Consider the following 24,379-nt stretch of genomic DNA (forward strand, 5'->3'; position numbering starts at 1 on the left):
TTTCTGTATTGTGGTCAAATCATACCACAAAGGTTGGTGCTTGTAAAATTGATTATTCTACGGTATAATATAGACACAAACTATAATTTGGAGAGCCGCCTATGACCAACCAGGACATCGAGACCTTTTTCGCCGTGCTGGACCACGGCACCATGACCGCCGCCGCCGAGGCGCTGTACATCACCCAGCCGTCCCTGTCTGCCCGGCTGAAGGCACTGGAGGACCAGGTGGGCGCGCCCCTGTTCCACCGCGGCAAGGGCCAGCGCCGCATCACCCTGACAGATGCGGGCCAGCACTTCCTGCCTCTGGCCCGCCGGTGGCAGAACCTGCTTTCGGAGACGCAGACCTTCGCCGCCGCGGAAAAGCGTGAGTTTCTCCACGTCATCGCCGCCTACACCGCCAACCAGTACATTCTGCCGCCGGTGTACCAGCGGTTTCTGGAGCGTGAGCTGCCGGTGAACCTGTGGGTGGAGTCCATGCGGACGGACCAGGCGGTGTCCGCCGTGGCCCGGGGCGACGCGGACATGGCCATCGTGGACGGCGCATTGCACTACGATCTGCAGATCGAAGCCAAACCCCTGTTCCGCGAGGGCTTCTTCCTTGTGGTGCCCAGAACGGTGGCACTGACGGAACCGGTAGAGGCCACCACCCTGCACGTGCAGGACGAGATACTCATCTACGGCCAGCCGGAGATACAGCAGTGGCACGACTACTGGTTCGGCGTGGACGCCCGCCCCCTGCTGTACGCCGACACGCCCCAACTGGCCGAGACCCTGCCCGCCGGCGGCAAGCGCTGGAGCATCATCCCCGCCGGCGCCACGGAGTCGTATCTGCGGATGTTCAACAACGTACAGGTGCTGCGCCTGGCCCACCCGCCGGCGGAGCGCACCTTCTACCTGGTCACACCCAAGGGCCGCGCCCTCTCCGCCGCCGCGGAGACACTGCTGGAGGACCTGCGGGTGCAGATACAGGATCTGGAGGGCATCACCTGGTATTGAGCAGCGAAAGAGACACACCCTTCGGTGTGTCTCTTTCTGTCGTTTTGTGTCGAATACCGTCCTATCCCCGCCGCAGCTGGCCCCGGATCAGCCGCGTCACCGCGTCTGCCAGCCACCCGATGGCCGGCAGGCGCTCCATGGCCTGTCCGTAGATACGCCGGGCGTCCGGCACCTCCCGGTCGCTTCCGGTGAACAGACACACCGGCAGCACGCCCCGCAGCCGCAGGGCCGCGGCCTCCGCCGCCGTGTCGTCCACGCCGCGCTTCCCGGTGTAGGCCCATCCGCCCAGGCCGTTGGGTATCCGCTGGTCGTCGTTGGGGCTGGCGTCCGAGAGCACCAGCAGCAGCGACTGCTCGCTGCGCCGCTGCCGCAGCAGCCAGCCCATGGCCCGCAGGGCCAGCCCGTCCCGGTTCCACCCCGCGGCCACATAGTCGAATACCCCCTCGTTCTGCTCCGGATGGTCATAGTCCCGCAGCACCCGCAGCACCGTGCAGCCGCTGACGGAGCAGAACGCCGTCACCCGCACGGGGATGCGGCACCGGCTCAGGCTCTCCGCGATAAGATACGCCTGTGTGGCCAGCTTCTCCTGCTGCCGGTTCTGCGAGGCCGAGCCGTCCAGCAGCAGGTCCACGGACAGCTCTCCCGGCTCCTGCGGCGACCGGCGGGAAAACACCCGCTCGTCCCCCAGCGCCCTGGCGCGCCAGGCCAGCTCCGGCCGCAGCCTCCCGGCGCGGCCCGTACCACCCTCGTCCTCCGCCCGCAGCAGCAGCGTGTTCTGCAGCTTCTGCGTCAGCTGTGCGATGGCCAGCTTGTTTTCCACCAGATGCGCCCGGTAATACGCCCGGTTCTTCTCCCGCTGCTGCCGGAAGTGGGCCGCGTCCCAGGCCGCCTCCGGCGCGGGCGCGCGGCCCACCGGCTCGCCGCGGGTAAAGTGCAGCCGGCAGTTCTTGTGCACGCCGGTGCACAGGGTGCGCTCCGCCTCACTGAGCTGCCCCGGCGTCAGCATGGACGCGCCGAAGCAGTCCTCCACATACCGCCGCAGGATCGGCTCCGGCGTCCGGCCCTGCAAAAAGCTGAACAGCGTCTGCTTCTGCAAGCCGCCGCTGCCGCCGGGCGCGTCATGTGACAGCGCCCGCAGGGCGTTGGGCCGCACAAAGTGCACGCCGCCGCTTTTGTCCCGCTTTCGGCCTACCCACGCCGCCCACTGGCGGTCGTCGGCAGCCCGGCGTGCGCGGCGGAACCAGGTGTACAGCACGCGCTCCGTCCGCTGGATCAGCTGCGCCTCCGTGCTGTCCCCCGGCGCGGCCAGCTCGTCCAGCAGCGGCGACAGGGCCGGGTCCTCCGGCTGTTCCAGCACGCGGCAGGCCCAGGCCCGGCGCACGGCGTCCCCGTTCATGCCCTCGGCCATCGGCGTCTGCGCCAGCAGCCGGCGGGCATAGTCCCGCCGCAGCGCCGGCAGCAGCGGCCGTTCCGCCGCGCCGCGGGCGAACACCGCCCCCTCCAGCACCAGGAAGAACACGTCCGTGTACAGTGCCTCCTGCGCCGACCGGTGAAACTCGTTCAGCAGCGGCCGGAAGCGGTCAAAGTCGTAATACCGGCAGGCCAGACCCAGCACCGTATTGCCGTACAGCTCGGCGTCCCCCGCCCGGTCGAAGGTCAGCAGCTCCGGCTTGCGGGCATAGTCCCCCCAGCCGTTCCACACCTGATTTTCCGCCCGGCGCGTCTCTCTGTCCTGTCTGTCCATATCAGTCGAACAGCTTATCCCGGGTGGCGTCCTTGGGCAGGCGCGCCCACACCGCGTCCGCCACCAGCTGGCGCTCAAAGGGCTCAAAGGCCTTGTTGATGATGCCCAGGTCCAGCGCCTGCCCGGAGGGTATCCCCTTCTCGATCAGGTGCAGGGCCGCCAGCAGTCCCCGCAGGTCCAGCGCCTTGGTGGATATCTCGCCGCTGTCGCACTTGGTCCGCAGGTCCCGGAACAGCGCCGTCAGCTGCTCGGCCCACTCCCGCTTCAGGGTGGGGAAACTGCGCCGCAGCAGCTTCTGCAAATTCTCGTCGGAGATCACCGGCATATCCACCACCACGAACCGGCTCACCAGCGCCTCGTTCAGCTCACGGGTGCCGGCGTAGCCGTAGTTCATGGTGCCGATGAACCGCGCCGCGTCGTCCAGCTGTATGCGCTCATACCCCGGCACGTCGATGACGCGCCGGTGGTCCAGCGTGGCGTGCAGCACGGCCAGCGCCTCGTTCTTTGCCATGTTCACCTCGTCCAGCACGCCAAAGCCGCCCAGCCGCGCACAGGCGCACACCGGTCCCTCCCGGAACACCACCTGCCCGTCCTTCAGCGTGTCCGCGCCGATCAGGGCCGCCGCGTCCACGTTCACATACATGGACACGTCCCACACCGGCCGTCCAAACAGCGCCGCCAGGTCCTCCGCCAGCACGTTCTTGCCGGTGGCCTTCGGCCCCGCCAGCAGCAGGTGCTCGCCGCACAGCAGCGCCGCCGCCGCGCTCTCCCATACCTCCCTGCCGTAGTAGAGATACTTCGGCACGGGCACGCGCTCCTGTGCCTCCGGCGTCAGGGGGTGGGCCTCCCGGAAGCGGCGTACCTCCTCCAGCAGGCCGCTGTCCACGCCCTCGTCCCGCAATTCCTTCCAAATATCCATAGACTCGCCTCATTTCATCTCCGGATGATGCCAAATTATACTCCCGCCGCCCGCTAAGTGTCCGTTAAGGATGTGCGGTCCGTTCCCTTTGTCATATCCGCCCGCGTTCCGCCATATAGATAGAGCACAACGGCATGGGAGTGTTGCGTTATGCGAGACGATCTGGAGCAGCGGGCCAAAGAGCTGGCCCTGTACATGATAGAGAACCGGACCACCGTCCGCGCCGCCGCCAAGAAGTTCGGCGTCAGCAAATCCACCGTACACAAGGACCTGTCCGAGCGTCTGGCCCTGTGCGACCGGGCGCTGTACACGCAGGTAAAGGCCATACTGGACGAAAACCGTTCCCAGCGGCACATCCGCGGCGGAATGGCCACGCGCCGCAAGTATAAGGGGATATGAAAAAAGGGACGGCGCCGCCGTCCCTTTTCCCGTATAAACCAAAACGGACACCCTTGCGGATGTCCGTTGCGTTTGGTCATTAGCCAATGTTGTTCAGCTTCAGCGTCAGCGCGCTCTTCTTGTGGGCCGCGTTGTTCTTGTGCAGCAGACCCTTTGCAGCAGCCTTGTCGATCGCCTTGACCGCCACCTTGTAAGTGCCCTCGGCCTCGGTGCGATTGCCTTCAACGGCAGCAGCCTCGAACTTCTTGATAGCAGTCTTCAGTGCGGACTTATTGGCTTTGTTGCGAGCATTTCTCGTCTCTGCCACCAGAACACGCTTCTTAGCAGACTTGATATTCGGCAAACCAAACACCTCCCCGACTTGAATTTTTTGTGCAGCGAAAATATACACTTCCACGCAGGATGATATTTTAGCATCTTTGCCTGAAAAATGCAAGACTTTTTTGCAATTTCCGCGGCAGTTTTTGTATAAAAGCGATTTCACCGGCCATGCTACCCAAAAGCCACAATATTTTGTGTTCAGAAGGGAGCGTTGACCACTACTATGAACCTCTCGCGTACCGATCTGGCCGTGGAAACAGCGGAGGCGCTGCCCACCGGCCGGGATATTTTCGCCCCCGGCACCGGCGTCACCAAGTCCGAATGCCTGCTGTGCGGCTGTCCCGTCACCCGCATCCATGTCCATACCCCGGCGGGCGCCCGGGCCATCGGCAAGCCCGAGGGCCGCTATATCACCATCGACCTGCGCCCCGCCCTGTCCCGTCAGGAGGCGCTGACCGGCCGGGCCGCCCTCTGCCTGTGCCGCGAGCTCCGCGCCCTGCTGCCGCCGCCATCGGACGGCCCCGCCCTGGTGGTGGGCCTGGGCAACGACGCCATGACCCCCGACGCCGTGGGCGCGGCGGCGCTGGAGCACCTGCTGGTCACGCGGCACATGGTCCGTTCCATGCCCCGGCAGTTCGGCGCGCTGACGCCGGTGGCGGCCCTGGCCACCGGCGTGCTGGCCCGCACGGGGGTGGAGACGCTGGAGCTGGTCCGCGGCGCGGCGGACCGCCTGCACCCCTCGGTGGTCATCGCCATCGACGCGCTGGCCGCCCGCAGCCGTCACCGGCTGTGTGCCACCGTGCAGCTGGGGGACACGGGCCTGATCCCCGGCAGCGGCGTAGGCAATCACCGCAAGGCGGTCAACGCCCGGACGCTTGGCGTGCCGGTCATCGCCCTGGGGGTCCCCACGGTCATCGACGGCGCGGCCCTCTGCGGCGACGAGGACGCCCCGCCCTCCGGGTTGTTCGTCACACCCCAGGACATCGACCGCCGCGTCCGTGAGCTGGGCCGGCTCATCGGCTATGGCGTCACCCTGGCGCTCCAGCCCGGCCTGACGCCGGAGGATGCAGCGGCCCTGCTGGGATAGCCCTTGCAAAATCCTCCCCGACGCGGTACAATAGGACATCAAAACTTCGGAACGGGAGGTATCGCATATGGAATTCAACCCCCAGATACAGCTGGCCGGCCTGCTGGAGTGGATGGCCGAGCAGATGAATGCCTGCCACGGCAAGACCGCCGTCATCGGCATCTCCGGCGGCAAGGACAGCTCCACCGTGGCCGCCCTGGCCGTGGCCGCCTACGGCCGCGAGAACGTGCTCGGCGTCCTCATGCCCGACGGCGTCCAGCCGGACATCGACTACTCCCAGGCACTGGTGCAGCACCTGGACCTGCCCCACACCACCATCAACATCCACGACGCCGTTCAGGGCGTGCTGAACGAGATGGAAAAAGCGGGCCTGACCCCCAGCCGCCAGACAAAGGTCAATCTGCCCAGCCGCGTCCGCATGGCCACCCTGTACGCCGTGGCCCAGTCCGTAGAGGGCGGCATCGTCATCAACACCAGCAACCTCAGCGAGGACTGGGTGGGCTACTGCACCATCTACGGCGACAGCGCCGGCGCCTTCTCCCCCCTGGGGATGTACACCACCGAGGAGGTCGTCGCCCTGGGCCGTCAGCTTGGCCTGCCGGAGAAGTTTCTCATCAAGCCGCCGTCCGACGGCCTCACCGGCCTGACCGACGAGGACAATCTGGGCTTCCCCTACCGCGCGGTGAACGAGTACGTCCGCCGCGGCGTGGTGGACCCGGCCATCAAGGAGCGCATCGACGCCCTGCACCGGGCCAGCCGCTTCAAATTCCAGACCCTGCCGGTCTACCACAACGGCCTGCCCATGGCGCTGACCGACGAGACCGATTATTATAACTGAGCCTCGTTTCCTTTTGTGCGCCTTTTTTCTCTCCGTCTTTTGAGAATACAGGGCTTTGGAGCCTTCCGGAACACAAAGGCACACCATGACTGCCTCAAACGTATAAAAAAGAGCACATAAGCAGCACATGCAGAGGACAACCAGGCAAACGCTGCGTAAACCAAAAAGCAAGCAAACATACGTTGCCGAAAGCGAAAAAAAAGCAGAAACACCCCGGCCGAATGGCCGGGGTGTTTCCGTGTGTTTGTGTTAGGAGAGAGAGAAAATCACATCAGGAAGTGTTGTTCCTTTGGATGATGCTATAATACCCTCTAATTTTGGCCGAATCTTGAAGCGGCCATGAACAATTTGTGAATTCTGCCTTTTACGCCGCGTTTTTTCCACAGCAGACAGCGCATTTCACTGAAACTTTCTGCTCTCGGCCACAGCCATCTGGTCGCAGCGGTTGTTTTTTTCATTCTCCGCGTGGCCCTTCACCCAGTGGCAGCGCACCTCGTGAATATCGGTCAGCGCCAGCAGCTGCTCCCACAGGTCCGGGTTCAGCGCCGGCTTTTTGTCACTTTTCACCCAGCCCCGCTGCTGCCAGCTTCTGGCCCAGCCCTTTTCCAGCGCGTCGATGACGTACTTGCTGTCGCTGTACAGCTCCACCACGCACGGCTCCTTCAAAAGCCGCAGCGCCTCGATGACGGCGGTCAGCTCCATGCGGTTGTTGGTGGTCTGGGCCGCGCCGCCGGAGAGTTCCTTCTCCGCACCCTTATAGCTGAGTATCGCCCCCCAGCCGCCCGGGCCGGGATTGCCGGAGCAGGCTCCGTCGGTGTAGATCGTAACGGTTCTCATATATCCTTCCTTCACTCCACCCCAACGACGCGCACGGTCCCGTCCTGCACGGTAAAGCGCACGTTCTTTCCTGCGTAAGCCATGCCGTACACGCGGTCGGGGTCGTCCTGATACCGGGGCCGCGGGTCGGCGGCCAGGGCGCTCAGCAGCCCGTGGCGCTGCCCACTGTCAAACTGCGCCAGCAGCTCCGGGGGAAAGTCCACCGTAAGCACCGCGCCGGCACCGCCGCCGGTAAAGCCGCCGGCGGCGTCGGGATAGCTGTCCGCGTAGGCCAGATAGGGTTTGATGTCCACGATGGGCGTTCCGCTGACCATATCCGCGCCCCGGACATACAGTACCGGGGCCTCCGGCTCGTCCAAGGCCACACGCTCCAGCTCCACGGCGGAGAGCCCGAGGCCGTTGGGCCGGAAGGGCGAACGGGTGGCGAACACGCCCACGCGCTCGTTGCCACCCAGCCGGGGCGGCCGCACCGTGGGCGACCAGCTCTGCCGCTGCGCCCGGTCAAACTGCCAGATGAGCCAGATGTGTGAAAAGCCCTCCAGGCCCCGCACCGCATCCACGTCCCGGAAGGGCTTTTCGAACACGATGCGTCCGGGGCTGTCGGCAATGCCGCTCTGCCGCGGCACGCCGAACTTCTCCGCAAAGGGCGTCTCTATCCGCGCGATGATGTCCAGCCCGGAGCCGTTCACAGCGGGGCCTCCTCCGACGCGGGCTGCTCCTTCTCCTCGGGATCGGCCAGAGCCAAAGAGATGACCCGGTCGCCCTCCTCCTTGAAGCGCATGACGATGACGCCCTGGGTGGCACGTCCCGCCACGCGGATATTTTCCACAGGTGTGCGGATCAGGATGCCCGCTGCCGTCACCAGCAGCAGGTCCTCGGTACCTTCCACCACCTTCATGCCCACCACCGGGCCGGTCTTGTCCGTGACCATATAGTTGCGGATACCCATGCCGCCGCGGTTGGTAATGCGGTACTCCTCAATGGGCGTCCGCTTGCCGTAGCCGTTCTCGGTGATGGACAGCACGGTCTTGTCCGCGTCGGCGCGGGCGGCGCCAATGACATAGTCGCCCTCCCGCAGCCGGATGCCCCGGACGCCCACGGCGGTACGTCCCATGGCGCGCACATCCGTCTCGTCGAAGCACACCGCCTGTCCGTCGTGGGTGGCGATAAGCATACGGTCATGCCCCCGCGTCTCCGTCACGGAGATCAGCTGGTCGCCTTCGTCCAGCGTCAGGGCGCGGATACCGTTGTTCCGCAGGTTCTTCAGGGCGCTGACCTCCAGACGCTTCACCGTGCCGTTCCGGGTGGTCATGAACAGGTACAGCTCCTCGTCTCCCGTCTCCCGGAAGTGGAGCATAGCCTGCACCCGCTCGCCCGTCTCCACCTGAATGATGTTGACGATGTTCACGCCCTTGGCGGCCTTGCCGCTCTCGGGGATCTGATAGCCCTTCTTGCGGTAGACCTTGCCGGTGTCGGTAAAGAACAGGATATAGTCGTGGGTAGACGCGGTGAACACGTCCACCACCGTGTCCTCCTCACGGGTGGTGATGCCCTTCTTGCCCATGCCGCCCTTGCTCTGGGCGGCGTATTCGCTGACCGGCGTGCGCTTGATGTAGCCGTTCTCCGTCAGGGTGAAGACGCACTGCTCCTCCTCGATCAGGTCCTCGATGTCCAGCTCGTCCTCCACGTCCTGTATCTCGGTCTTGCGGTCGTCGCCGAACTTGTCGGCAATGGCGGTCAGTTCCTCCTTGAGGATGGACTTCACCAGTCCCTCGTCGCTGAGGATACGCAGGAAGTAGGCGATCTTCTCCTCCAGCTCCTTGTACTCGGTCTGGAGCTTCTCCCGGTCAAGACCCTGCAGCGCCTTCAGGCGCATATCCAGAATGGCCTGGGCCTGCACGTCGTCCAGCCCGAAGCGCTGCATCAGGTTTTCCTTGGCGTTGTCGTAGCTGCTGCGGATGATCTTGATGACCTCGTCGATGTTGTCCTGGGCGATGAGCAGGCCCTCCAGCAGGTGGGCGCGCTCCTGTGCCTTTTTCAGGTCGAAGCGGGTCCGGCGGATGATGATCTCCTCCTGGAATTTCAGGTACTCGTCGATGATGTGCCGCAGGGACAGTATTTTCGGCTGCCGCTGGTTTTCCACAAGCGCCAGCATATTGATGGCAAAGGTGGTCTGGAGCTGGGTCTGGGCGAACAGGCGGTTCAGCACTACCTGGGGATTAGCGTCGCGCTTGAGCTCGATCACGATACGCATACCGTTGCGGTCGGACTCGTCCCGGATGTCGGAGATACCCTCCAGCCGCTTGTCCTCCACCTGGTCGGCAATGGCCTTGATGAGCATCCGCTTGTTCACCTGATAGGGCAGCTCCGTGATGATGATACGGGTGCGGCCGTTGTTGAACTCCTCAAACTCATGCCGGGCACGGACCATGAGCCTGCCCCGGCCCGTGGCGTAGGCGGCGCGGATGCCGCTTCTGCCCATGATGATGCCCTTTGTGGGGAAGTCGGGGCCCTTGACGTGCTCCATCAGGTCGCTGAGGGTGGCGTCCGGGTTATCCAGCACGCAGATGCACGCGCCGATGACCTCCCGCAGGTTGTGGGGCGGGATGTTGGTGGCCATGCCCACGGCGATACCGCTGGAGCCGTTCACCAGCAGGTTGGGGAACCGGCAGGGCAGCACACGGGGCTCCTTGCGGCTCTCATCGAAGTTGGGGTCCCAATCCACCGTGTCCTTTTCGATGTCGCGGAGCATCTCGTTGGAGATCTTGCTGAGACGGGCTTCGGTGTATCGGTAGGCGGCCGGGGGGTCGCCATCCACGGAGCCGAAGTTGCCGTGGCCGTCCACCAGCATATAGCGCATGGAGAAATCCTGCGCCAGACGCACCAGCGCGTCGTACACGGAGGCGTCGCCGTGGGGGTGATAGCGGCCCAGCACATCGCCCACGCAGGTGGCGGATTTCTTGAAGGGCTTGTCGCTGGTCAGGTTATCCTCGTACATGGCGTACAGGATACGCCGGTGCACGGGCTTCAGGCCGTCCCGCACGTCAGGCAGCGCACGGCCCACGATGACGGACATGGCGTACTCGATATAGGAGTTCTCCATCTCCGGCACCAGCGGGGACTCTACGATATGCTGGTTGGGAAAGCGTATTTCTTCCGGGTCGTATTGGGGCTTTTTGCTCATACTGACACGACCTCCTTAATAATCCAGATTTACCGCGTACTTAGCGCGCTGCTCGATAAACTCCTTGCGGGGCTCCACCTTCTCGCCCATGAGGACGGTGAACGTAGCGTCGGCCTTTACGGCATCGTCCAGCGTGATGCGGCGCAGCGTCCGGGTGTTGGGATCCATAGTCGTCTCCCACAGCTCATGGGCGTCCATCTCGCCCAGACCCTTAAACCGGCTGATACCGATTTTCACGTTGGGGTCGCCGTTCCGCATCTCGTTGGACACCCGGTCACGCTCCTCGTCGGAGTAGGCCACCCGGGAGGTCTTGCCCCGGATCAGCTTGTAAAGCGGCGGCACGGCGGAATAGACGTAGCCCTCCTCGATGAGGGGCCGCATATACCGGAAGAAGAAGGTCAGCAGCAGGGTGCGGATATGGGCGCCGTCCACATCGGCATCGGCCATGATGATGATCTTGTGATAGCGCAGCTTGTTCTCGTCGAACTCCTCGCCGATACCTGCGCCCAACGCGATGATGACGGGCTGGAGCTTGTCGTTGCCGTAGACCTTGTCCACCCGGGCCTTCTCTACGTTGAGCATCTTGCCCCACAGGGGCAGGATGGCCTGGAACCGGCTGTCCCGTCCCGCCGTGGCGGAGCCGCCTGCGGAGTCGCCCTCCACGATGTACAGCTCTGTCAGCTCGGGGTTATTTTCGTTGCAGTCCCGGAGCTTATCCGGCATAGCCGCGCCGCCCAGCACCGTCTTGCGGCGGATGGACTCCCGCGCCTTGCGAGCCGCCTCCCGGGCGCGGTTGGCGGTCATGGCCTTATCCAGAATGGTGCGGGCCACCATGGGATGCTCCTCCAGATACACCGCCAGCTGGTCGCTGACGATACTGTCCACCAGCGTGCGGATATGGGCGTTGCCCAGCTTGGCCTTGGTCTGGCCCTCAAACTGGGCCTCCGTCAGCTTCACGGAGATCACCGCCGTGATACCCTCGCGCACGTCCTCGCCGGAGACCTTGTCTCCCTCCTTGATCATGCCGTATTTCAGGCCGTAGGCATTGAGCACGCGGGTCAGGGCCGCCTTGAAGCCCGTCTCGTGCATGCCGCCTTCCGGCGTATGGATGTCGTTGGCGAAGGACACCAGCGTCTCGTTGTAGCCGTCGTTATACTGGATGGCGATCTCCGCCGTGCTGTCGCCCTTGGCGCCGGAGAGATAGATGACCTCCTCGTGGAGCGGGGTCTTGTTCCGGTTGATGAAGGTGACGAACTCCCGGATGCCGCCCTCATAGCACATGGCCTCGGACTTCTCTCTGCCCGGCCGGGCGTCGCTGATAGTGATCCGCAGACCAGCGTTCAGGAACGCCTGCTCCCGCATACGGGTGTGCAGCGTCTCGTAGTCATACTCCAACGTGTCGAACATCTCCGGGTCCGGCTTAAAGGTCACGGTGGTGCCGGTATGGTCCGTCTCGCCGATGACCTTCATCTCCTGGGTGATATTGCCCCGGGAGAATTTCATCTCATAGATTTTGCCGTCCTTGTGTACCTGCACCGTCAGCCACTCACTCAGAGCGTTCACCACGGACGCGCCCACGCCGTGCAGGCCGCCGGAAACCTTATAGCCACCACCGCCAAACTTGCCGCCGGCGTGCAGCACGGTGAACACCACCTCCAGGGCGGGCCGGCCCGTCTGGGCCTGAATATCCACGGGGATACCACGGCCGTTATCGGTGACGGTGATGGTGTCACCCTCGTTGATGGTCACGGTAATGTCCGTGCAGTAGCCGGCCAGCGCCTCGTCGATGGCGTTGTCCACGATCTCATATACCAGGTGGTGCAGACCGCTGGCGCTGGTAGAACCGATATACATACCCGGCCGCTTCCGCACAGCCTCCAGCCCCTCCAGCACCTGTATTTCTGATGCGTTGTATTCCGTATCCACCACGGTCTTTTCCAGTTCTGCCATGTACTACTCTCCTTTTCCTTGGACCCGCTTGCCCAGCGTCCGGGAATTGATCTGCGACAGATACACGATCTGCCGGTGATAGGGATGGTCACACACCACGAAGGACCGCGGTATGTCCTCGCAGGCACTCTGTACCACGCCCTCCTGCTCGGCTCCCTGTAAAAACTCTCTCGTTTTTTTTGAGGTAGAGGTGTTATCCAGGTCAAAGATACCGATGACCCGCCGGTCCTCTACCATCACGTTCATACCGATGTGCAGATACGCCATCACAGTACCTCCCCGCCCCGCACATGGAACACCCTGCCGCTGAGCAGCGTGTCCAGCCGGTCGTTTTCGCAGCAGGTGATAAACACCTGTCCGCCGCTGATGCGATTCAGTACGTATTCCTGCCGCCGGGGATCCAACTCGCTGAGCACATCGTCCAGCAGCATTACCGGATACTCCCCCATGGCGTTTTTGTGTATCTCGCGCTCCGCCAGCTTCAGGCTCAGTGCCGCCGTCCGTACCTGCCCCTGCGAGCAGAACTGCCGCGCGCTGCGCCCGTTGACCAGCACCTCGATATCGTCCTTGTGGGCGCCGGAGAGACACAGCTTCGCCGCACGCTCCGCCGCCTGATGGCTCTCCATATGTGCCGTCAGCGCCGCGTAGATATCTGCCTGACTGCCCAGCGGGTCGGCGACGGTCCTGACGGTCTGGTACGTCAGGGTCAGCTCCTCCCTCTCGCCGCTGCACTCATAGTGTGCCTGCCGGGCATATTCCGCCAGCGCCGCACAGAACCGCGCCCGATAGCCTACCAGCACTGCGCCGCTGCGGCACAGGCCCTCGTTGAATTCCGGCAGCAGGTCCAAAAGCTCTGGCTTGTCCTCGCTGTCCCGCAGGATGCGGGTCTTGTGCTCATACAGCCGGCTGTACTGGCTCAGCGCCTCGGCGTACCGCGGTCGCAGCTGGCACAGCGACAGGTCCATGAACCGCCGCCGTTCCGCCGCACCGGCCCGGATCAAAAACAGATCCTCCGGCGCAAAAAACACCGTATGCAGCACGTCGGACAGGGCGGCGCTGTTTTTGGCGGGCACACCGTTAACGGTCATTTTCCGCCGCTTTCCGCGGAAGAGGCGTATGTCCGTCACAAATTCCCGCTGTCGGGAAAAGATATTTCCCAACAGCGCGGCCTCCTGCATATCAAAGCCGATCAGCTCCTTGTCTCCGTGGGCGCGGGGACTTTTTCCACAGCTAAGATATACGATGGCCTCCAGCAGATTTGTTTTTCCTTGGGCGTTCTCTCCGTAAATAACGTTGCAGCTGGGGTCGAACGTCAGCGCCTGCGTGCCGTAGTTCCGCCAGCCCTGCAGGTGCAGGGCGTCAACTCTCATACGTCACCGTCAGCGTCTGCCCGTTGAAGGCCACCACGTCGCCGGGCCGGATCTTCTTGCCACGCATGGTGCACACCTCGCCATTGACCGTCACGTCACCCTCCTGGATGACGAGCTTGGCCTCGCCGCCGGTCTCTACCGCCGCGGCAAACTTCAGCAGATCCTGCAATTTTATATATTCCGTTGTGATGGTGATAGTCTCCATAATAATGAACCTCGTTCATAGATATAATATGCCGTTTTTTTCTTCAATAAAAAGCGCGCACAGTTCGATAAAGGTGCAGCTCCTGCGTTCTGCCGATGGCAAACCAACGACGGCGTACCGGGTGTGTGTCGAGGAGGTGTAGCGATGGCAGGGCACAAGAGATGTGCCTTTATTGCGCCTTCAGGCGCACCGGCAGCACCATATAAAGAAAGTTGTCACTGTCATCTACGGGCGTGATGATACAGGGCGAAATACCGGTGTTCAGCTGCATTTTCACCGTATCCGCCGGGGCATAGCGCAGGGCGTCCATGAGATAGCGGTTGTTGAAGCCGATCTCCAGCTCCTGTCCGTCGCCGCGGACGGGGCAGATATCCCGGGCTTCGCCGTTTCCGGTCCGGGCGGACATATACACCCGGTCCTGGCTGAACAGGCAGCGTACCGGACTTTTCAGCTTCTCGCTGATGACCACGCTGACGCGGTCCAGGCTTTCGATCATCGTCTTGTTGTCCACCTCGATGCAGATGGGGTTGGTGGTAGGTATGGCATTCTTGTAGTCCAGGAATTCACCCTCCAACCGGCGGCATATCAGCTGGGTAGCCCCGGCCTCAAACATCAGATGGCGCTTGCCCTGGGTCACCGTCACCATGTCGTCGGTGTCGGCGCATATTTTCTCCACCTCATTCAGGGCGGCGCCGGGGGCCACGAACTTGAAGGCCCCGCCGTCGATGTGCTCCAGCGGCTCGCGGCGCAGCGCCAGACGGAAGCCGTCCACCGCCACCATGGTCAGTCCCTTGTCGCTGATCTCAAACAGGGCGCCGGTGTGGATGGGACGGGCCTCATTGACGGAAACAGCAAAGCTGGTCTGGTTGATCATGGCCTTCAGCGTCCGCTGCTCCAGTGTGACGGAGAACTGGTCGTCCACCTCCGGCAGCTCCGGATAGTCGTCGGCGCTGAGGCCGGGAAGCTCGAAGCTGGCATCGCCGCAGTTCAGCTTCACGTTAAACTTGTCGTCTGCCTCAAAGGTCACCATATCATCCGGCAGGCGGCGGATCATCTCGCCGAACAGTCTGGCGTTCAGCACGATGTGCCCTGCCTCGGACACTGCGGCCTCCACCGTGGTGCGTATGCCGGTCTGCATATTATAGCCGGACAGCCGCAGTCCCTCGCCGCACTCCAGCAGGATACCCTCCAGCGCCGGGATGGAGCTTTTAGCCGCTACCGCCCGAGACACCGCGGCCACCGCCTGTTGTACCAGTGCCTTTTCACAGGAAAATCTCACCATATCCGTCGTTCCTCGCTTTCCGAAAGTCATTGCCGCCTGCGCTGTCTGAAAGATCAGCCCTACGCAAAAAAGCGGTTCTATTTTTCTAAATCAAATCATAAACTAATTTTTTATTTCAGTAGTCTTATTAGTAGGGAAATTTTATGTGGACATCCATGTTTATCCCGCGCCGTTATCGGCTTTTTTATAGACATACCTTTATGGAAAACACGCCGGGTTTCCCACATCTTCATGTGTGATGCGGATGTTGCACAGATTTTCCACGTGGATTACACAGGAAATGGGGAAAACCCTCCCCTTTCGCTCTGTCTCGCCAGCACCCGCGCTTTCTCACTTTTTGCTGTTGATGTTGGTGGTGATCTCCTTCACCTTTTCGGCAAAGGCGGGGTCAGAGCGCATCGTGCTCTCCACCTTGTCCAGAGAGTGCAGAATAGTGGAGTGGTCCCTGTCGCCGAACTCCTTGCCGATGTCGTTCAGGCTCATGGAGGTCATACGGCGGATGAGGTACATGGCGATCTGCCGCGCGGCCACCACATCGCGGCTGCGGCTCTGTCCCCGCAGCGTTTCCTCGTCCACATGGAAGTAGCTGCATATGTATCCCACGATAATGGCAGGGGTGGGGGCAAAGTCGTTGCTCTTCTTCAGCATATCACGGATGGCCCGGCTGACGGTCTCTTCGTTGACCTGGTCGTCCAGCAGATCCCGGTAGGCCAGGATCTTGTTCAGCGTGCCCTCGATCTGCCGCACGTTGGAGGTGATGTTCTCCGCGATGTAGTCCGTCACCTCGTTGGGCAGCTTCACGCCCAGCATGGCTGCCTTATTCTGCACGATGGCGAACCGTGTTTCAAAGTCCGGCGGCGCCACATCCACCATCAGGCCCCACTCGAACCGGGTCCGCAGCCGGTCCTCCAGCTGAGTGATCTCCTTGGGCGGCCGGTCTGACGTCAGCACGATCTGCCGGCCGGACTCGTACAGGGTGTTGAAGGTATGGAAGAACTCCTCCTGGGTCTGTATCTTGCCGGCGATGAATTGGATATCGTCCATCAGCAGGATATCCGTCTGCCGGTACTTTTCCCGGAATTCCGCGTTGCGGTTTTCCCGGATGGAGGCGATCAGCTCATTGGTGAAGTCGTCGCCCTTCACATAGACGATCCGTGCCTCTGGCCGCTTTTTACGCAGGGCGTTGGCGATAGCGTACAGCAGGTGCGTCTTGCCCAGTCCGGAGTCGCCGTAGATAAACAGCGGGTTGTAGTTCTCGCCGGGCTTTTCCGTCACCGCCTTTGCGGCGGCAAAGGCCAGCTTGTTCTGGGGTCCCACCACATACGTCTCGAAGGTGAAGGCCTCCGACTCTGACAGATCGCCCGGCCTGTCCGGCGCCACACCATGGTAAGCCGCCAGCTGCTGATCGTCCAGAATTTTTACCTCCAGGTCCGTGGAGAACAGGTCCCGCAGCGCCGCCTTGATGTGTGGCAGGAACCGGGCCTCGATGGTGCTCTTTTTAAAGGTATTGCTGCAATGGAGCACGAAGGCCGAGTCCTCCATCGTTACCACCGTTACCTCGTCGAACCAGGTGTTGATGGTGGTCTCGGACAGCTCATGGCTCAGCCGCTTGAGCACGCTGTCCCACAGGTCTTTCATGGAATTCAAGCAAAAGCTCCCCTTTCGGCGGAGGCTGTCTGTTTTCCTCCGCAGTAAAATGGCGGGGGGTATACCGCCGCAAAATATCCCACTACATTATAGCAGAAAACACGCCGGAAGTCTACACCTATTCTAAATATAAACTGCCGGCTTTTTCCCTGTTTTTCCCGCAAAAACGGGCGCTTGTGGGTAAATTTTTGTTGACAGTGCCCCCCTGTATCTGTATAATATACTCCGCGTGGTTGCACGCAGATGTGCAACAGGCGTGGAAATGTTTACTGCGGCGGTGAATATCTCACCGCTGTCGAGTAAGCGCGGGGCCTTGTTGTCCCGCCGGATAATCTTAAAAATGGAGGTGTCATGCAATGTTCCGTACCTATCAGCCCAAGAAGCGTCAGCGCTCCAAGGAGCACGGCTTCCGCAAGAGAATGGCCACCCGCAACGGCCGCAAGGTTCTGGCCCGTCGTCGTGCCAAGGGTCGTGCCCGTCTGACCCATTGAGGTCACGGAAGGTGCATCGCACATACAGATAAGCCCTGAGGGACGGAGGATCGAGATCCCCGTCCCTATCGGTGTATCTGGCGAGGCAAAACCAGTATAGCGAGGGAACTATGGACGCAAGAGTAACGGTGAAGCAAAACAGCGACTTCCGCCGCATTTACCGCAGGGGCCGGTCTGCCGTCTCCGGCGGCGTGGTGGTCTACTGCCTGAAGAACAGACAGGGCATGAGCCGCCTGGGCGTCACCGTCTCCACCAAGCTGGGCCACGCCGTGGTCCGCAACCGTGTCCGCCGCCGGTTTCGTGAGCTCTATCGCCTGCACAGGGCCGATATGCTCCCCGGCTGGGATATTATCATGGTGGGCCGTGTCCGTGCCGCCGAGCTGCCCTATCATAAGCTGGAAAAGCAATACCTCCGCTGCCTTGCAGAGCTGGGATTGCTGCGGGAGGATGTATGAAAAGACTTCTTCTCTCCGCTATCCGCTTTTATCGCCGGGCCGTCTCGCCCCTGTTCCCGCCCCGCTGCCGCTATATCCCCACCTGCTCGCAGTACGCCCTTGAGGCGGTCGAGAAATACGGTGCGGCCAAGGGCGGCTGGCTGGCCTTCAAGCGTCTTATGCGGTGCCATCCCTTCCACCATCACAAGGGCGGCTGGTATGATCCGGTGCCCTGAAGCCACCCCCTCAAAAAACTACGGAGGAATAAAAGCCTATGTTCGCACAACTCGGCTACTACATCTGTGTGCCGTTCGCGTGGCTCACCCGCCTGTTCTATACCTGGACGGGCTCTTACGGCGTCGCTCTGATCCTCTTCACCCTGATCGTCAAGCTGGTGCTGCTTCCCTTCCAGCTCAAGAGCAAGAAGAGTATGCTCCGCATGGGCCGCATGAACAGCAAGGTGCAGGAGATCCAGAAAAAATACGCCAACAACAAGGAGAGGCAGCAGCAGGAGATCGCGGACCTCTATGCCCGCGAGGGTGTCAACCCCATGTCCGGGTGCCTGTGGTCCTTCCTGCCCTTCCCCATCCTGATCGCCCTGTACTACATCATCCGCACACCTCTGCGCTACTTCATGTCCCTGTCCAACGAGGTCATCGCCAAGATCACCGAGCTGGCGGTGTCCCTGGGGTATGTGTCCGGCGCCAGTGGTCAGGCCTCTGCTTATGACCAGATCTATCTGGCCAAGTTCATCCACGATAACTGGTCCAGCTTCGAGGGTAAATTCGATGGTCTTATCGACCTGAACTACACCTTCCTCAGCATGGACCTGTCCGCCGTGCCCAAGGATCTGTTCAGCCAGTTCCCCTCCGGCGGCTGGCCCGTCATCGGCATCATGCTCATGCCGCTGATCTCCGCCGCGCTGCAGTTCCTGATGACCCGCATCTCCATGAAGACCAACGGCAACAGCAACATGAACGGCTCCTCCAAGGCGATGCTCTACATGATGCCCCTGATGACGGTGTGGATGGGCTACATCCTCCCCGCCGCCCTGTGCGTCTACTGGATCGCCAACGCCGCCTTCTCCTGCATTCAGGAGCAGGTGCTGAACAAGCACTTCTCTAAGGTGCTGGACCGCGAGGAGACCGACAAGGAGCGCCAGAAGCGCGAGGCCCGCTACGCTAAAATGCAGGCTGCCCGCGAGAATTACAACCGTCAGCTGGAGCAGCAGGCCCAGTCCAAGGGAGGCAAGAAGCCCCAGCCCCAACCCAAAAAGAAAAAGACCGGCGAGAGCACCACGGAAGCCGGTAAGGTGGGCAATCGTCCCTACGCACGGGGCCGCGCCTACCGCGAGGAACACTACGACGAATAAGGAGTTTTGTCTATGAGTTATATCGACGTAACGGGCAAGACTGAGGACGAGGCGCTGCGTAAAGGCCTTGAGCAGCTGGGCATGGACCGCGATGACGTGTCTGTCTCCATTCTGGAGCGTGCCAAGACCGGCTTCCTGGGCATCGGCGCCACCCCCGCCCGTATCCGTATCACCTATGGTCCCGAGGAGGCAGACGTTGCCGCCCCCGCCGAGGTGAAGATCATCCCCGAGACCCCTGCCGCCCCCAAAGCGGAGCCCAAGCCCGCCGTCCCCGCTAAACCGGCAGCGCCAAAGGCTGACAAGCCCCGTCAGGACCGTCAGAGCTGTCCCGACCGCAGCGACCGTCCCCGCCCCGAAAAGAAGGAGCGTCCCGCCCCTGTGGCCCCGGCCATCGACCTGCCCGAGTGTGATGACGATAACGCCAAGCGTATCATCGCCTTCGTCTCCGGTCTGCTCCAGCATATGGACAGTGCCGCCGAGGTCAAGGTCTACGAGGTGGAGAAGGGCCGCTACAAGGTCATTCTGGTGGGCGAGCGTCTGGGTCAGCTGATCGGCCATCGCGGCGAGACGCTGGATGCCATCCAGCAGCTGACCAATTATGCCATCAACACCGGCAGCGACAGCAAGCGTGTTCGCGTCCAGATGGATGCCGAGAACTACCGTGCCCGCCGTGAGCAGAGTCTGGAGAGCCTGGCCCGCAAGGTGGCGTCCAAGGTACAGAAGTATCGCCGCAGTGTGACCCTGGAGCCCATGAATGCCTACGAGCGCCATGTGATCCACGCCGCCCTGCAGGATGTCCCCGGTGTCACCACTTACTCCGTGGGCACTGAGCCAAACCGCCGCGTGGTGGTCTCCTATGACCGCGCCCAGGCCCGATAACAGCAAAAAAAGAAAGCCCGAAGGGCTTTCTTTTTTTGCTGTTATACGCCTGTTCCGTCAAAAGCCGGCGTGTATGCATCCTCGGCGGAGGTCCGTTCCTGCACGAAGCCGTCCTCAATGCCGCAGTTCCGCATATAGGTCACTGCCGCCCGGTACTCCGCCGCCGTCACCCGCCGCGCCAGTCGGCCCGTCATGCCAGCCGGCGGCGTATACTGGCTCATCAGCGATACCACCACGTCGCCGGGCGCGAAGGTCTCCGCGATCCAGTCCAGCACTTGCCGGGTGTTGTTCAGATACCCCGGCAGTACCAGATGCCGCAGGATCACACCCTTTTTTATCAGCCCGTTCTCGTCGTACACCGGCCGTCCCACCTGACGGAACATCTCCCGTATGGCTTCGCAGGCCGCGGGAAAGTAGTCCTCCGCCCCGGAGAGTGCCTTAGCCAGCGCGCCGTCGGCATATTTCAGGTCCGGTAGATATATGTCTACCTTTCCTTCCAGCTGCCGCAGCGTATCGACCTTTTCATACCCACCGCAGTTGTACACCACCGGTACCGGAAGCTTTGGCTCCAGGGCCGGCAGTATCCACGGCAGAAAGTGTGTGGGCGTCACCAGTTCGATGTTGTGTGCGCCCCGGGAGATCAGCTCGTCGAAAATCTCCCGCAGCCGCGCCGTGGAGATATCCTTTCCCTGACCACCGGCGGAAATACTGCCATTCTGACAGTAGCAGCACCGCAGGGTACAGCCGGAGAAAAACATCGTTCCCGCGCCATTTGTGCCAGAGATGGGCGGCTCCTCCCACTGGTGCAGCATGGCCCGTGCCACCCGCAGTCCGGCGGGCATACCGCAGAATCCGCTGCCGTGCTCCGCAGTGCGCTCTGCCCCGCAGTTACGGGGACATAAGGTGCAGATCATACCTTGTGGATGTCAAAATCCGGGCCCAGGTCGCCAGCCATCCAGTGGCGGCGACACAGACCGATATACTTGTCGTTGGCACCCAGCACCACCTGTGCGCCCTCCTTTACCACATGGCCATTTTCGTCGAAACGGGCGTTAAAGGCCGCTTTTTTGCCGCACCAGCAGATGGTTTTGACCTCCTCCAGCTTGTCCGCCAGCACCAGCAGGTGGTAGCTGCCCGGGAACAAGTCGCCCTTGAAGTCGGCGCGGAGACCGTAGCAGATGACGGGGATGCTGCAGTCATCGACGAGGTGGACGAGGTAATAGACCTCATCTTTTGTCAGAAACTGGGCTTCGTCGATGATAATGCAGGCATAGGTCTGCAGTTCGGTTTCCGACATTTCGCGCATCTCGTCAAAGTAGATGCAGGGGTGTTTCAGGCCGATGCGGGAATAGACCATATGGTCGCCGTCACGGGTGTCCAGACGGGGCTTTACCAGCAGCGTCTCCTGGCCGCGCTCCTCGTAGTTGAACCGCGCCATCAGCGCGTTGGCCGTCTTGCTGGAGCCCATGGCGCCAAACTTAAAATACAACTGTGCCATCCCTGTTTCTCCTTTATTTGCATACGATTTTATTTATTTTCCAACTTTTTGAAGGCGGTGGGCATGGGGTAGAGATCCCGGTCATCAGATGCCCAGACCCAATCCGGAGGGCCGTCGCCAGCGACGGTTAAGCGAAATACCGTCATATTCCAGCGGAGATGGGTAAAGATATGCCTGTCCGAAAAGCGCTTCTCCCAGGAAAGCGGCGTGAGTCCCCAGTCCCGAAGCTGTTGTGCCGCAAGGGCTTCCGTCAGCATCCCCTCGGTGTTGGGAAACTCCCACAGGCCGGAGAGCAGGCCCGTTTCCGGGCGGCGGCGCAGGGCGGTGCGGCCATCGGGGGTGGTCAGCAGAAAGACCGTCAGGTCCTTTTCCGGCTTGGCGGTATTTTTTTCCCGCACCGGCAGCCGGGACTGAAGCCCCGCAGCCTTTGCGGCACAAAGGCTTGCGGCGGGACAGCTTTCGCAGTTGGGATTTTTTGGCAAGCAGACTGCGGCACCCAGGTCCATCATGGCCTGGTTAAAATCGCCGGGGCGGTCGGTGGGCATGACGGCCGCCAGCGCATCGCGGACATGCTGGCGTGTCCGCGGGTCAAGGACGTTATCGCCGCAGGCGGTCAGCCGCGCCGCGATACGCAGTACGTTGCCGTCAACGGCAGGAACGGCTTTATTAAAGGCGATGGAGAGTATCGCGCCCGCCGTATAGTCGCCGATGCCGGGGAGCTGTATCAAATCGCTGTACGTGTCAGGGAGACAGCCGCCGTATTGGTCCACCATGACACGGGCGGATCGCTGCAGGCTGCGGGCGCGGCTGTAATAGCCCAGGCCCTGCCACAGGGAGAGCAAGCGGTCCTCCGCTAATTCCGCCAGGGCGGGCACGTCCGGCGCGGCGGCCATAAACCGATCAAAATAGGGAAGCACCGCCTGTACCCGCGTCTGCTGGAGCATGATCTCCGACACCCAGGTGCGATAAGGCGTAACGATATCTCGCCAAGGGAGAGAACGCTTTTCCCGGTCGTACCAGGGCAGCAGGACTGCCGGCAGAGAGGCCAGCGGGACTGGTATTTTATGGGAGCTTTGGTTGCTGTTTTTGTTACTCTTGTTTGCCATTTATTTTCAAATGCTGTTGTCTGATCGTTACTTTTTGTTGCTCTGTGGTAAAGGTATATTAAAGCGGGAGGCGTAGTGGCAGCGGCGGCAGAGGGCCTCGGCGGGCTTACGGCAGTCAAAGCCGCGGCGGATGCGCTGGGCCCGGGGCGTGTTGAGAATGTAGTCCAGGCTCTGGTGGAAAATGTTGCCCAGGGCCAGCCGGCCCTCGCTGTCCAGACAGCAGGGGATCACGGTGCCGTCGCACAGCACGCCCAGCTGGCGGCGCAGGCCGTAGCAGTACTGGGTGTCGTCGGGGCAGTCGTTGTTCTCGTCGCCGGGCCAGTAGAAGTGCTCGTCCTTCTGTATGTAGATGCGGGGGGCCAGGCGGCGGTTGTGGAGCATATCCTCGGGGAGGTGGGCGGTATTCTGCCCGGTGAGCTCGCCCAGAATGCGCTCGATCTCCGGGTTCAGGGCCTGGGGCATGCCGCTGTTCCACAGGCGCAGGGTGCAGTTGACCCCAGCGGCGGCCAGCTTCTGGCAGCTGCGGAGACAGCCGGTGACGTAGTCCTCCAGGGGCACGTTCAGGTGGTTGCCCTCGAAGGAATGGAGAGAGACAGCTACCTTATGCAGGGCGGGGCAGGCAAGCAGGATATCCAACTTTTTGGGCAGGAGCGTGCCGTTGGTGGTGATGCAGACACGGAAGTCCAGCTGGGCGCAGGTATCCAAAATTTTCCCCAGCTCCGGGTGGAGCAGCGGTTCGCCCATAACGTGGAGGTAGATATACTGCGTGACGGCACGCAGCTTTTTGGCCGCCACCGCAAAGTCGTCGGTACGCATGGCCATCAGCGGCCGGTGGTGGCCGGCGCAGAAGTCGCAGTGGAGGTTGCAGAGGTTGGTGATCTCCACATAGGCGCGCTGGATGTTCATGGCAGAGCCCCCTTGTCCTTATCGTGTCGGGCAGGCGTGCCCGCCCGCACTGTGCTATGGCAACATTGTATCACATCGCGAGGCGTTTGAATAGGGAAAGTTTGCCGGGACGGCAGGAGGCGCGTATAAAATGTTTGGTACGTTTGGGATGATGAAAACCATGTATTTTTTAGAAAAACACCATGTTTTTATCATATAATAGTTGCAATTTCTTATAGAATGTGGTACGGTATACGCAGAACGAAGCCACGCCCGCGAGGCGAATAAAACGGAACATCAGGAGGTACGTCCATGAAATACCCGAAGACCGGCAGTGAGGTCTATGTGAGCCTGAACCTGTCCAACACCATGCTCACCGGCATCGGCAAGGGCACGATTACCCGGGAGGAGGTCTCCGCCAGCTATCTGAAGCGGCTGTTTGCCGAGCACGGCGTCATCGTGTCCGCCAAGCCGGAGCAGCGCCGTCTGCTGGAGATCGTAAACGAGCGCTGTGACCTGGAGCTGGAAATTCCCGAGCAGCTGAAGCTGTTTCAGCTGTCCGAGGAGCACCGCCGGCTGGTGGTGATCGAGGTCACCGGTCTGCGCCGGAAGAACGGCTCCCTGCTGCCGGAGTACACGGAGGAGGAGTTCAACGAGGCCACGTTTGCGTTCGTGAAGTACTACGTGCAGGGCACCCACTACGACACGCTGGTGGAGGAGAACAAGAAGCTGAAATTCGAGCTGGAGCAGGAGTTGGAGTGGCGGAACCGCACGGACAACTGATGAGATACAAAAAGAGACGGCGAAGGCCGTCTCTTTTTTTGCGCCTGCGCGGGGGGCGCTGCCCCGGCGGCGAGTCGGTTTCCCCCTGGCGGGGAGGCGGCCTCCGGCGGCCACATTTCTTTCTGCGAAGAAAGAAATGTGGGAAAGAAA

26 protein-coding genes are annotated in these 24,379 nt (G+C 61.8%); 10 read left to right on the forward strand and 16 right to left on the reverse strand.

Annotation, left to right across the window (positions count from 1 at the left end; genetic code table 11):
* Nucleotides 1-101: 101 nt before the first annotated feature.
* Nucleotides 102-998: a LysR family transcriptional regulator gene (locus ACOMDU_RS06495; protein ID WP_421129616.1), complete on the forward strand. Its 897-nt coding sequence runs from the start codon at nt 102-104 to the stop codon at nt 996-998.
* 61 nt (nt 999-1,059) lie between these two features.
* On the opposite strand, the gene ACOMDU_RS06500 is transcribed toward ACOMDU_RS06495, so the two are convergent.
* Together ACOMDU_RS06500 and ACOMDU_RS06505 are read right to left on the reverse strand one after the other, a co-directional pair.
* Nucleotides 1,060-2,742 carry a hypothetical protein gene (locus tag ACOMDU_RS06500; protein ID WP_421129617.1) on the reverse strand — a complete coding sequence of 561 codons (1,683 nt, stop codon included), beginning with the start codon at nt 2,740-2,742 and terminating at the stop codon, nt 1,060-1,062.
* A 1-nt stretch (nt 2,743) separates the two neighbouring features.
* The gene (locus tag ACOMDU_RS06505; protein WP_421129618.1) at nt 2,744-3,661 is read right to left on the reverse strand and encodes an AAA family ATPase; all 918 of its coding nucleotides are present in this window, start codon (nt 3,659-3,661) and stop codon (nt 2,744-2,746) included.
* 150 nt (nt 3,662-3,811) lie between these two features.
* Here ACOMDU_RS06505 and ACOMDU_RS06510 point away from each other — a divergent pair, with 150 nt between their 5' ends.
* Nucleotides 3,812-4,060 carry a sporulation transcriptional regulator SpoIIID gene (locus ACOMDU_RS06510; protein WP_022135487.1) on the forward strand — a complete coding sequence of 83 codons (249 nt, stop codon included), beginning with the start codon at nt 3,812-3,814 and terminating at the stop codon, nt 4,058-4,060.
* A gap of 79 nt (nt 4,061-4,139) precedes the next feature.
* Here the strand turns inward: ACOMDU_RS06510 and rpsT are convergent, their stop codons facing one another.
* On the reverse strand, nt 4,140-4,403 hold the full coding sequence (gene rpsT / locus ACOMDU_RS06515) for a 30S ribosomal protein S20 (protein ID WP_022135488.1): 264 nt from the start codon (nt 4,401-4,403) through the stop codon (nt 4,140-4,142).
* A 189-nt stretch (nt 4,404-4,592) separates the two neighbouring features.
* Between rpsT and gpr the strand changes: the two genes are divergently transcribed.
* Entirely contained in the window at nt 4,593-5,468 is an 876-nt protein-coding gene (gpr, locus tag ACOMDU_RS06520; protein ID WP_421129619.1) for a GPR endopeptidase, read from the forward strand.
* A 67-nt stretch (nt 5,469-5,535) separates the two neighbouring features.
* On the forward strand, nt 5,536-6,306 hold the full coding sequence (gene nadE, locus ACOMDU_RS06525) for an NAD(+) synthase (RefSeq protein WP_421129620.1): 771 nt from the start codon (nt 5,536-5,538) through the stop codon (nt 6,304-6,306).
* Nucleotides 6,307-6,705: 399 nt separating this feature from the next.
* On the opposite strand, the gene rnhA is transcribed toward nadE, so the two are convergent.
* From rnhA to dnaA, 9 genes are all read right to left on the reverse strand, one after another.
* Entirely contained in the window at nt 6,706-7,143 is a 438-nt protein-coding gene (rnhA, locus tag ACOMDU_RS06530; RefSeq protein WP_421129621.1) for a ribonuclease HI, read from the reverse strand.
* A gap of 11 nt (nt 7,144-7,154) precedes the next feature.
* Entirely contained in the window at nt 7,155-7,832 is a 678-nt protein-coding gene (tsaA, locus tag ACOMDU_RS06535) for a tRNA (N6-threonylcarbamoyladenosine(37)-N6)-methyltransferase TrmO (RefSeq protein ID WP_421129622.1), read from the reverse strand.
* A complete protein-coding gene (gyrA, locus tag ACOMDU_RS06540) occupies nt 7,829-10,327 on the reverse strand; it encodes a DNA gyrase subunit A (protein WP_421129623.1) in 2,499 nt (832 codons plus the stop codon). Before gyrA ends, tsaA begins: the two co-directional genes overlap by 4 nt.
* 15 nt (nt 10,328-10,342) lie before the next feature.
* Nucleotides 10,343-12,277, reverse strand: a complete 1,935-nt coding sequence (gene gyrB, locus ACOMDU_RS06545; protein ID WP_421129624.1) for a DNA topoisomerase (ATP-hydrolyzing) subunit B — start codon at nt 12,275-12,277, stop codon at nt 10,343-10,345.
* Between the two features lie 3 nt (nt 12,278-12,280).
* Nucleotides 12,281-12,544 carry an extracellular matrix regulator RemB gene (remB, locus tag ACOMDU_RS06550; protein WP_022135495.1) on the reverse strand — a complete coding sequence of 88 codons (264 nt, stop codon included), beginning with the start codon at nt 12,542-12,544 and terminating at the stop codon, nt 12,281-12,283.
* Nucleotides 12,544-13,647 carry a DNA replication/repair protein RecF gene (gene recF / locus ACOMDU_RS06555; protein WP_421129625.1) on the reverse strand — a complete coding sequence of 368 codons (1,104 nt, stop codon included), beginning with the start codon at nt 13,645-13,647 and terminating at the stop codon, nt 12,544-12,546. Before recF ends, remB begins: the two co-directional genes overlap by 1 nt.
* Nucleotides 13,637-13,852, reverse strand: coding sequence for an RNA-binding S4 domain-containing protein (locus ACOMDU_RS06560; RefSeq protein ID WP_421129626.1), 216 nt, complete (start codon nt 13,850-13,852; stop codon nt 13,637-13,639). The genes recF and ACOMDU_RS06560 overlap by 11 nt, the downstream gene beginning before the upstream one ends.
* Nucleotides 13,853-14,021: 169 nt before the next feature.
* On the reverse strand, nt 14,022-15,134 hold the full coding sequence (dnaN, locus tag ACOMDU_RS06565) for a DNA polymerase III subunit beta (RefSeq protein ID WP_022135498.1): 1,113 nt from the start codon (nt 15,132-15,134) through the stop codon (nt 14,022-14,024).
* A 330-nt stretch (nt 15,135-15,464) separates the two neighbouring features.
* Nucleotides 15,465-16,772 (reverse strand): chromosomal replication initiator protein DnaA, encoded by a 1,308-nt coding sequence (gene dnaA / locus ACOMDU_RS06570; protein ID WP_421129716.1) that lies wholly within the window; start codon nt 16,770-16,772, stop codon nt 15,465-15,467.
* Between the two features lie 365 nt (nt 16,773-17,137).
* Here dnaA and rpmH point away from each other — a divergent pair, with 365 nt between their 5' ends.
* From rpmH to jag, 5 genes are all read left to right on the forward strand, one after another.
* Nucleotides 17,138-17,272, forward strand: coding sequence for a 50S ribosomal protein L34 (gene rpmH, locus ACOMDU_RS06575; protein ID WP_021859246.1), 135 nt, complete (start codon nt 17,138-17,140; stop codon nt 17,270-17,272).
* Nucleotides 17,273-17,382: 110 nt separating this feature from the next.
* Nucleotides 17,383-17,727, forward strand: coding sequence for a ribonuclease P protein component (gene rnpA / locus ACOMDU_RS06580; protein WP_022135500.1), 345 nt, complete (start codon nt 17,383-17,385; stop codon nt 17,725-17,727).
* Nucleotides 17,724-17,942 carry a membrane protein insertion efficiency factor YidD gene (yidD, locus tag ACOMDU_RS06585; RefSeq protein WP_022135501.1) on the forward strand — a complete coding sequence of 73 codons (219 nt, stop codon included), beginning with the start codon at nt 17,724-17,726 and terminating at the stop codon, nt 17,940-17,942. Before rnpA ends, yidD begins: the two co-directional genes overlap by 4 nt.
* Before the next feature lie 38 nt (nt 17,943-17,980).
* A complete protein-coding gene (locus tag ACOMDU_RS06590) occupies nt 17,981-19,078 on the forward strand; it encodes a membrane protein insertase YidC (RefSeq protein ID WP_421129628.1) in 1,098 nt (365 codons plus the stop codon).
* Nucleotides 19,079-19,090: 12 nt separating this feature from the next.
* Nucleotides 19,091-19,957 carry an RNA-binding cell elongation regulator Jag/EloR gene (gene jag, locus ACOMDU_RS06595; protein WP_421129629.1) on the forward strand — a complete coding sequence of 289 codons (867 nt, stop codon included), beginning with the start codon at nt 19,091-19,093 and terminating at the stop codon, nt 19,955-19,957.
* A 41-nt stretch (nt 19,958-19,998) separates the two neighbouring features.
* Here the strand turns inward: jag and ACOMDU_RS06600 are convergent, their stop codons facing one another.
* From ACOMDU_RS06600 to ACOMDU_RS06615, 4 genes are read right to left on the reverse strand one after another with little or no spacing between them, the layout of a single operon-like run.
* Nucleotides 19,999-20,871, reverse strand: a complete 873-nt coding sequence (locus tag ACOMDU_RS06600) for a radical SAM protein (protein WP_421129630.1) — start codon at nt 20,869-20,871, stop codon at nt 19,999-20,001.
* Nucleotides 20,868-21,455, reverse strand: coding sequence for a thymidine kinase (locus ACOMDU_RS06605; RefSeq protein WP_022135505.1), 588 nt, complete (start codon nt 21,453-21,455; stop codon nt 20,868-20,870). Before ACOMDU_RS06605 ends, ACOMDU_RS06600 begins: the two co-directional genes overlap by 4 nt.
* 29 nt (nt 21,456-21,484) lie before the next feature.
* Nucleotides 21,485-22,561, reverse strand: coding sequence for an A/G-specific adenine glycosylase (gene mutY / locus ACOMDU_RS06610; RefSeq protein ID WP_421129631.1), 1,077 nt, complete (start codon nt 22,559-22,561; stop codon nt 21,485-21,487).
* Between the two features lie 27 nt (nt 22,562-22,588).
* On the reverse strand, nt 22,589-23,467 hold the full coding sequence (locus ACOMDU_RS06615; protein WP_421129633.1) for a radical SAM/SPASM domain-containing protein: 879 nt from the start codon (nt 23,465-23,467) through the stop codon (nt 22,589-22,591).
* A gap of 291 nt (nt 23,468-23,758) precedes the next feature.
* Between ACOMDU_RS06615 and ACOMDU_RS06620 the strand changes: the two genes are divergently transcribed.
* Nucleotides 23,759-24,229, forward strand: coding sequence for a hypothetical protein (locus tag ACOMDU_RS06620; protein WP_022135508.1), 471 nt, complete (start codon nt 23,759-23,761; stop codon nt 24,227-24,229).
* Nucleotides 24,230-24,379: the final 150 nt, after the last annotated feature.

Source organism: Vescimonas sanitatis (genome assembly GCF_049060325.1).
Lineage (GTDB): Bacteria > Bacillota > Clostridia > Oscillospirales > Oscillospiraceae > Vescimonas > Vescimonas sanitatis.

What these genes read in the sequence shown, in the direction of transcription:
- ACOMDU_RS06495 (WP_421129616.1), top strand. Translation starts at nt 102, where the DNA reads ATGACCAACCAGGACATCGAGACCTTTTTCGCCGTGCTGGACCACGGC.
- ACOMDU_RS06500 (WP_421129617.1), bottom strand. Translation starts at nt 2,742, where the DNA reads ATGGACAGACAGGACAGAGAGACGCGCCGGGCGGAAAATCAGGTGTGG.
- ACOMDU_RS06505 (WP_421129618.1), bottom strand. Translation starts at nt 3,661, where the DNA reads ATGGATATTTGGAAGGAATTGCGGGACGAGGGCGTGGACAGCGGCCTG.
- ACOMDU_RS06510 (WP_022135487.1), top strand. Translation starts at nt 3,812, where the DNA reads ATGCGAGACGATCTGGAGCAGCGGGCCAAAGAGCTGGCCCTGTACATG.
- nadE (WP_421129620.1), top strand. Translation starts at nt 5,536, where the DNA reads ATGGAATTCAACCCCCAGATACAGCTGGCCGGCCTGCTGGAGTGGATG.
- rnhA (WP_421129621.1), bottom strand. Translation starts at nt 7,143, where the DNA reads ATGAGAACCGTTACGATCTACACCGACGGAGCCTGCTCCGGCAATCCC.
- gyrA (WP_421129623.1), bottom strand. Translation starts at nt 10,327, where the DNA reads ATGAGCAAAAAGCCCCAATACGACCCGGAAGAAATACGCTTTCCCAAC.
- gyrB (WP_421129624.1), bottom strand. Translation starts at nt 12,277, where the DNA reads ATGGCAGAACTGGAAAAGACCGTGGTGGATACGGAATACAACGCATCA.
- remB (WP_022135495.1), bottom strand. Translation starts at nt 12,544, where the DNA reads ATGGCGTATCTGCACATCGGTATGAACGTGATGGTAGAGGACCGGCGG.
- recF (WP_421129625.1), bottom strand. Translation starts at nt 13,647, where the DNA reads ATGAGAGTTGACGCCCTGCACCTGCAGGGCTGGCGGAACTACGGCACG.
- ACOMDU_RS06560 (WP_421129626.1), bottom strand. Translation starts at nt 13,852, where the DNA reads ATGGAGACTATCACCATCACAACGGAATATATAAAATTGCAGGATCTG.
- dnaN (WP_022135498.1), bottom strand. Translation starts at nt 15,134, where the DNA reads ATGGTGAGATTTTCCTGTGAAAAGGCACTGGTACAACAGGCGGTGGCC.
- dnaA (WP_421129716.1), bottom strand. Translation starts at nt 16,772, where the DNA reads ATGAAAGACCTGTGGGACAGCGTGCTCAAGCGGCTGAGCCATGAGCTG.
- rpmH (WP_021859246.1), top strand. Translation starts at nt 17,138, where the DNA reads ATGTTCCGTACCTATCAGCCCAAGAAGCGTCAGCGCTCCAAGGAGCAC.
- rnpA (WP_022135500.1), top strand. Translation starts at nt 17,383, where the DNA reads ATGGACGCAAGAGTAACGGTGAAGCAAAACAGCGACTTCCGCCGCATT.
- yidD (WP_022135501.1), top strand. Translation starts at nt 17,724, where the DNA reads ATGAAAAGACTTCTTCTCTCCGCTATCCGCTTTTATCGCCGGGCCGTC.
- ACOMDU_RS06590 (WP_421129628.1), top strand. Translation starts at nt 17,981, where the DNA reads ATGTTCGCACAACTCGGCTACTACATCTGTGTGCCGTTCGCGTGGCTC.
- jag (WP_421129629.1), top strand. Translation starts at nt 19,091, where the DNA reads ATGAGTTATATCGACGTAACGGGCAAGACTGAGGACGAGGCGCTGCGT.
- ACOMDU_RS06600 (WP_421129630.1), bottom strand. Translation starts at nt 20,871, where the DNA reads ATGATCTGCACCTTATGTCCCCGTAACTGCGGGGCAGAGCGCACTGCG.
- ACOMDU_RS06605 (WP_022135505.1), bottom strand. Translation starts at nt 21,455, where the DNA reads ATGGCACAGTTGTATTTTAAGTTTGGCGCCATGGGCTCCAGCAAGACG.
- mutY (WP_421129631.1), bottom strand. Translation starts at nt 22,561, where the DNA reads ATGGCAAACAAGAGTAACAAAAACAGCAACCAAAGCTCCCATAAAATA.
- ACOMDU_RS06615 (WP_421129633.1), bottom strand. Translation starts at nt 23,467, where the DNA reads ATGAACATCCAGCGCGCCTATGTGGAGATCACCAACCTCTGCAACCTC.
- ACOMDU_RS06620 (WP_022135508.1), top strand. Translation starts at nt 23,759, where the DNA reads ATGAAATACCCGAAGACCGGCAGTGAGGTCTATGTGAGCCTGAACCTG.